Source organism: Porphyromonas sp. HMSC065F10 (genome assembly GCF_001808555.1).
GTDB lineage: Bacteria > Bacteroidota > Bacteroidia > Bacteroidales > Porphyromonadaceae > Porphyromonas_A.
Window position 1 is genome coordinate 6,487 of the sequence record NZ_KV793802.1, and the last position, 7,707, is coordinate 14,193.

General features: G+C 52.8%; 3 protein-coding genes. 2 read left to right on the forward strand and 1 reads right to left on the reverse strand.

Going from position 1 to position 7,707, the window contains the following annotated elements; translation table 11 throughout:
- Positions 1-463 precede the first annotated feature (463 nt).
- Together HMPREF2890_RS06915 and HMPREF2890_RS06920 are read left to right on the forward strand one after the other, a co-directional pair.
- On the forward strand, positions 464-3,979 hold the full coding sequence (locus HMPREF2890_RS06915; RefSeq protein WP_148130715.1) for a helicase-related protein: 3,516 nt from the start codon (positions 464-466) through the stop codon (positions 3,977-3,979).
- 15 nt (positions 3,980-3,994) lie between these two features.
- Positions 3,995-7,276, forward strand: coding sequence for an Eco57I restriction-modification methylase domain-containing protein (locus HMPREF2890_RS06920; RefSeq protein WP_070466987.1), 3,282 nt, complete (start codon positions 3,995-3,997; stop codon positions 7,274-7,276).
- On the opposite strand, the gene HMPREF2890_RS06925 is transcribed toward HMPREF2890_RS06920, so the two are convergent.
- A partial coding sequence (locus tag HMPREF2890_RS06925) for a TaqI-like C-terminal specificity domain-containing protein (RefSeq protein ID WP_305775540.1) occupies positions 7,273-7,707 on the reverse strand: 435 nt, incomplete at its 5' end. The genes HMPREF2890_RS06920 and HMPREF2890_RS06925 overlap by 4 nt on opposite strands.

A 7,707-nucleotide genomic window follows, 5' to 3' on the forward strand; every position in this document is an offset into this window, starting at 1 on the left:
CTTCGGGGCTACGCCCCTCGACCGGTGGATCAGGCGTTGCCAGCCATCCCACGACCCCGCCAGGGTGTCGCACTATCAGGCCTCTCCGAGGAGTGTGAGCACCCTTCGGGTGCCTCACGACCCATCCGACTAGTCCGACTCGTCCGATAAGATAGCGCAGGCCGCACCTGCACCCCGACAGAGGTGCTCGCTCCATAGGCATCGGTCATCCGCGAAGGAGATGGACGCACCTGAGCAGTATAGATGAGCAAAACGCACCTCCTTGAGGTGACCTCTTATCGGACCAGTCGGACGAGTCGGACGGGTAGGACGAACCGCACCTGCACCCCGCCAGGGTGTCGGTCCCCCGGGTAGGCTTGATGGCGCGACACACCACAATCCATCGGGCCTTGAGCTTCCTTTATAGGAATAAAATATCTAAATTTGGACTGCTGCATAAATACGTACCATTTTGCGGAGCCATATGAGTCCTTTCTTATCCAATAATCTCATCCACATAGACAGTACGCTCATCGACAACTCGACCGAGGAGCTCTCGATGCGCTACTGGCTGAGCGAGTGTATCAGTCTCCCTACCTTTGAGACCTTACAGATAGCGACAGGCTACTGGGACCTACCTGGTATGGCCCTCATCGTGGATGAGCTGAGCCAGTTTCTGGAGAGAGAGGGGACCACTCTGCAGCTCCTCATCGGTAAGGATCCATATGTGTATGCCTCTCAGCTCAAGAATCCTAAGTACAAGGACGCCGAGTATCCCTACGACTTCATCAAGACTGACATCCACGAGCTGGAGCTGAGGGAGGAGTATGAGCGAGTCGTAGTCCTGCTGCTCAAGTACTGCCCGCTGGGTAAGATCCAGATCCGCATCTATCGGAAAAACGAGGAGGACGAGACGCAATTCCTCCACTCCAAGTGCTACTTATTCTTAGGTAAGGCTAATTGCTTCGGCATCATCGGCAGCTCCAACTTTACGAAGAAAGGTCTCGAGGGAAATGCAGAGCTGAACTATCTGGAGACCGACTCCAAGCGCGTGACTGCCGTCCCATGCTACGGATCCCCCTCCAAGGGACATAAGATATGGTTCGAGGAAAAGTGGGAGATCTCCGAAGAGTGGACTGAGACTTTCCTTGAGCAGATACTGAAGCGCTCACCCATCGGTGGCAAAATCGATCGCATCGTCCATCCTCAGCCTCAGGAGGAGACCTTTACCCCCTACGAGCTCTATATTAAGCTACTGCAGACCAAGTTTGGCGACGTCATCGATAGGTCTCTCACCGAGGAGATAGAGAGCTACCTCCCCGAGGAGATCATCCGGCTGGACTACCAGATAGAGGCGGTGAAGCGCTGCATCAGCATTATGCGAGAGCATGGGGGCTTTATGCTCGCGGATGTAGTAGGGCTGGGCAAGACGATCGTCGGGACGCTGATCATCAAGAGATTTCTCTCCGACCTACGCGATGATGGTAGGGAGAGGAAAGTGCTGGTGATCACACCACCGGCCATCAGGGCCGGCTGGGAGAGGACTATCAGCCTCTTCGACCGGGGAGGCGATACAGCTAAGATATCACCCTACGTAGACTTTATCACCACTGGCAAGATCGGTAGCTTAATAGACGATGAAGAGGAGGTAGAGGAGGAGCTGGAGTCTCTCGTAGATGACGAGAGCTTAGGCGACGATCAGGCGCTACAGGATATAGACTACGGACTGATCATCATCGATGAGAGCCACCGATTCCGTCGCAGCACTACCAAGATGTACCAGTCCTTAGACACCCTCATTGAGAATATCGGTGCTCGGAGTGGCGCCTACCCTTACATAGGTCTCCTCTCCGCCACGCCTCAGAATAATAGGCCGGATGATCTCAAGAATCAGATCTACCTCTTTGAGCGCAATCACAAGGACAGCACGCTCAAGAGAGCTTCCGGGGGTGATCTGGAGGATTTCTTCGTGAGAGTCAATAAGGAATACAATGCGCTCCTCAAGGGGCACGATGATCTCAGCGACGAGGAGCGAGCCAAGAAGCTGAAGGAAATATCACAGGAGCTTAGGGACTGTATCCTTGAGGACCTCTTGGAGCGGCGGACGAGGACGGATGTCAAGACCTACTACAAGGCTGATATAGAGGCTCAGGGACTAACCTTCCCTGAGCTGGTCGGCCCCCATGCGCTTGTCTATAGGATGGATGACGAGCTGGCGCGCCTCTTCGCCGAGACCATGAGCATCATAGCTCCGTCGGAGGTGGAGAAGATCCGGTCCGACGAGTGGCTCCGCTACTATCGGTATCGAGCTATTGAGTACTTCGTCGACCCCGCCAATGAGCAGAAGCATATGGCGCGTGGAAACCGCAGCGTGGGCGATATCGCCGGACAGCTGGCTACGATCATGCAGATTATGCTGGTCAAGCGTCTGGAGAGCTCCTTTACGGCATTCAAGAGGTCACTCCTCAACCTCCGCCGCTACACGGACAACATGATCAGTATGTGGGAGCAGGACACCATCTTTATCTGTCCCCAGATCGATATCAATAGGGAGCTGGACTCCCGGGCCAAGAGCGAGCGACGCGGACGAATCGTCACCTACGAGGACTGTGTGCAGGAGATACGAGATAAGATCAAGAAGCTGACCCTCGATGGGCGCAACGAGAGGGGACAGAATGCCGAGTATCGGCAGAGCGACTTCCGCCCTGAGTACTACGACTGTCTCAAGAGAGATCGTGCTCTTATCTCACGACTCTGTGACCGATGGGGAGCCTCCAACTCGCAGGATCCAAAGTTTGACACCTTCAAGGAGAGCATCAATACGAAGCTCTTCGACCCAAAGACCAATACCTCCGGCAAACTGGTGATCTTCTCCGAGGCAAAGGACACGGTCAACTCCCTGTCGCATGCCTTGGCGTACAAGGGGCATAGAGCTCTCGTCATCACCGCTGCCAATAGAGATGAGAAGGAGCAGGTGATACAGGAGAACTTTGACGCCAATTATACCGGCGAGTGGCGGGATGAGTACGATGTGATCATCACCACAGATGTCCTTGCAGAGGGTGTCAATCTCCATCGTGCCAATGTCATACTCAACTACGACACCCCGTGGAACTCGACCCGACTCATGCAGCGCATCGGTCGCGTCAATCGCATCGGATCTCAGCATCCGAAGATCTATGTGTACAACTTTATGCCGAGTGCGCAGGGCGATGAGATGATCAAGCTGGTCCAGATAGCGCACTCAAAGCTTCAGTCCTTCCACGTACTCTTCGGTGGAGACAGTAAGATCTTTACGGACGATGAGAGCCTGGTACACTACGACAACATCCGTGTGGCAATAGATGGTGAGGAGTCGCCCCTCCAGAAGTATGTCTATGAGCTGAAGCAGTATAGAGACTCACACCCAGACCGTTATCAGCTCATTGCCGACACAGACGAGGGGTGGGAAATGGCACAGGATCCCGAGGGGAGGGCTTACTTCGTCGTGCGGGCACCTAAGTCAGCCCCCTTGGCCATAGAGGTGGAGCAGGATCCTTCAGGGGACACGAAGATCCTCTCTCTCCTCGACCTCCTGGAGCGCCTGCGAGCCCTGCCGGAGGATAAGAGGGTACCGCTGCCGGAGGAGTGGCCGTCGCTCAGGAAGCGAGCTATGGAGGCTTACAGTCAGCACTTCGTCCGGATACTCAAAGCTCACGTAGGACAGAGCAATGTGGAGCGTGCTCTCCGCATTATCGTCAGCCTCTGGAATAATCATGAGACAGGAGATGAGACCAAGCAGATCCTACTGTCGGCTCGTAAGCAGATCGACCGTGGTAATCGCGATGTGGTTAGGAGAGTGATCCAGATCGGTGACGAACTGGGCCGGAGGAGGTCTCAGCTCATCCCCGCCAGCATGGACGAGATCGATGCCCTCCTGAGGGACAGCATCGGTAATCTGATCAGGAGAGTGGAGGCACAGCAGGGGGAGCCGAGCGTCGTATTAGGTACCATCAAGTAAGTCAGACAGGCAATCATGGATAAGGAGCATCTCAGGAAGTACCTAAGTACAGGCTATCAGGGCGGTCTGTCCTTCCTGGACACCATTATTATCCCGATCTTCGGGTCTAAGTTTGAGAGCGGGTATAATAAAGTGGTATTTGACAGCAGAGTCAATCCGAGTCTCGCTCATACGACAGGGATACGCAGCATAAGGCTCCTCGGTAGTGTCTACGTCGATATAGAGCCCTTGCAGATCTTCGACATCACGGTGAGTGACAGCGTTATGATGGAGCGAAATAGAGTCTCCATCCAGCTCCTGATCCATTCGATCATGAGCAACTACTCCGCTGCCTTTATGATCTTCCACTACGAGGACGTTGCGAGGTGGGACTGGCGCTTTACCTTCTGTCGTAAGGAGGGCTGCCTGGCGGAGACCACCGACAGCAAGCGGTACACCTTCCTCCTCGGTCCGGGGCAGTCGTGCCGTACAGCGACAGACAATTTCTATGGTCTCTATAATCGCAAGGAGGCGCTGACGATGGAGGATCTACAGCAGGCTTTCAGCGTCGAGGCTCTCTCGAGAGAGTTTTTCTCACGATACAAGGCACACTACGAGATATTTGTCAGCTTTGCTGCGGATCCTGATAATGGTATCCGTGCTCATCTCATCCCCGAGGAGCAGGAGGCCTCGGAGGAGGGCGTCCTCGGTATGCGGGAGGAGGAGAAGCCTATCCGTGACTATGTGAAGAAGCTCCTCGGGCGGATCGTCTTCCTCCACTTCCTGCAGAAGAAGGGCTGGCTGGGTGTTCCGAGAGGTGGAGAGTGGGGCGAGGGAGACAAGGACTTTATGCTCCACCTCTTCGAGTACGCGTCACCGGAGCAGCAGGCCGACTTCCTCGACAGCGTCTTGGAGCCTCTCTTTGCCAAGGCTCTCGATACCGATCGGCGGGAGAGTCAGAGTCTCTTCGACACAAGAGTCGACGGTATCGGCATCGTGCGGGTGCCTTACCTCAATGGCGGTCTCTTTGAGCGTGACGCGCTGGATGAGCGACGACTCGCCTTCCCCTCGGACTACTTCCGCGATCTCCTCACCATGCTGTCTCAGTATAACTTTACCATCGACGAGAACGACCCCAACGATGCCGAGGTGGGTATCGACCCGGAGATGCTGGGACGGATCTTCGAGAACCTCCTCGAGGACAATAAGGATATGGGGGCCTTCTACACCCCTAAGGAGATCGTCCGGTATATGTGCGCGGAGAGTCTGATCGCCTACCTTCAGTCCGACCGGGAGGATGAGGAGGAGCGAGAGGCTATCCGAGACTTTGTCGAGAGTCACGATGGTACCTCCCTCGGTGACCTGACGGAGGAGATCAGGGAGCGACTCCTGAGAGTGAAGATCTGTGACCCTGCCATCGGCTCCGGGGCCTTCCCCATGGGACTCCTCAGAGAGCTCTACTTCTGTAGGTCTGCCCTCGAGACCACTACAGCCTTGGATCCGGCTGCTACAAAGAGGGAGATCCTGCAGAATAACATCTATGGTGTCGACATCGAGAGAGGAGCGGTCGACATAGCTCGGCTGCGCTTCTGGCTCACCCTCGTGGTGGATGAGAAGGCTCCTGAGGCGTTGCCCAATCTAGACTTCAAGATCATGCAGGGTGACTCGCTCTTGGAGGAGTATGCGGAAGTGGATCTCAGCTCTCTAACTAAGATGAATCAAGAGGTCGACCAGGTCTCCGGCTGTCGGCTTACACTCTTCGAGGACAATCTCGACCTACTGCGCGATAAGCTCTCCGGACTTATCCGACAGTATTACGCCTGCGATGATCATACGATGAGGCTGAGGATGAGACATGAGATCACCACGATGATCGAGCTACAGCTGAGAGAGCAGCAGTTTGACGTCTCTCTCGGAGACATCGACGTGCACGCTAATGACGAGTTCTTCCTCTGGCACACCTGGTTTGGTGACGTCTTTATGGAAAATGAAGGCTTCGACATAGTGATCGGCAATCCGCCATACATCCAGCTATCTAAGGATAGCGGACGACTGGCGAAGCTCTACGCCGATGCGGGATACCAGACCTATGCACGTATGGGAGACATCTACTGCCTCTTCTATGAGCTGGGCTGTCGACTACTGAGACCGGGCGGGCACCTCTGCTACATCACCTCCAATAAGTGGATGCGTGCCGGATACGGTGAGAAGACCAGGCAATTCCTATCGGAGCGAACCAACCCCAAGCTGCTGATAGACTTTGCCGGAGTGAAGATCTTCCAGAATGCGACCGTCGATACCAATATCCTACTCTTCGCCAAGGAGAAGAATAGCAAAAGCTGCCGGTCAGTTGTCTCCGGTAAGTCGGATAAAATTGGAGTGGATAATCTGAGCCTTTTTGTGGAGCAACATGCGACGCCCTCCGCCTTCACCTCCGCCCCCTGGGTCATCCTCACCCCCATCGAGCAGCGCATCAAGGAGAAGATCGAGGCCGTCGGCACCCCCCTTAAGGACTGGGACATCCAGATCTACCGTGGCGTGCTCACCGGCTGCAACGATGCCTTCATCATCGACACCGAGAAGCGAAACGAGATCCTCGCCAATTGCCAGACCGAGGACGAGCGACAGCGTACGGCTGATCTCATACGACCCATATTGCGCGGCCGGGACATCAAGCGCTACGGATATGACTGGGCTGGACTATGGCTAATTGCTACCTTCCCAAGTCGTCAGTATGATATCGATTTATATCCTTCGCTGAAGAGCTATCTTCTCTCCTATGGTATGGAGAGGCTAGAGCAATCGGGCAAGACACACATTGTCAATGGAGAGAGAATAAAAGCTCGCAAGAAGACCAATAACAAATGGTTTGAAACCCAGGATAGTATCAGCTATTGGGAGGATTTTTACAAGCCAAAAATAGTCTGGGGAGAAATATCTGACAGAAGTAAGTTTGCCTATGAACCAAGAGGAGAATATGTGACAGAAGCGACAACGTTTCTAATGGTTGGAACACACTTGCCATATCTATTCTGTATTCTCAATTCTCCCTTATCAGAATGGTTCTTCTCAAAGGTGGGTACAACAACGGGTGTAGGGACAGTAAGATGGAAGAAGTTCACCATCCAGGAACTCCTAATACCTAGAATATCAGAAAGTGAAGAACAGATCTTTTCGTCATTAGTTCAAAGACTAATTGCGGGAGAAGTATCTATCAACGAATTTTCGTGCGAAGTTAATTCCCTTGTTTATGCTTTGGTTGGTCTGTCTAGTTCAGAAATCAACTACATCCAGGAATACTGTATGTCTTTGAACTAGTGTTCACCGTTCAGAAAGTCTATTTCATCCATTGATAGTCCATATAGCTCAAAGGTTAGTTCATCAATCCTTTCTTCCGAGATATTAGATTGATTGTCAAGCACATCTTTCACCAATTCTATCATCTTATCTTTCTGATTTTCAAATGGAATGGCTATAGGGAAATTTGCTACATACTGGGCTAGCATTCTGAATTGTCGTTCTTGTAGCTGAATAACATATAGCTTAGTCAAGAATTTTCCCAGCCTCGAATTTAATATCCCAAGAATGTATTTTGTGTCAATACTCTCGCTACTCATTATGTATGCAGTATTTAGAACGACGCAATTAGCCTCATCATACGAATAACAAGGAAAAGGATACCCTTTTTCTGGATTGTCTGTCTGTATTTCCATGTAGACAACCTTTGGTTTATCAAAATCCTCCCAATA

Excerpts from the sequence above, each read along its gene's own strand:
- HMPREF2890_RS06915 (WP_148130715.1), top strand. The coding sequence starts at position 464 with ATGAGTCCTTTCTTATCCAATAATCTCATCCACATAGACAGTACGCTC.
- HMPREF2890_RS06920 (WP_070466987.1), top strand. The coding sequence starts at position 3,995 with ATGGATAAGGAGCATCTCAGGAAGTACCTAAGTACAGGCTATCAGGGC.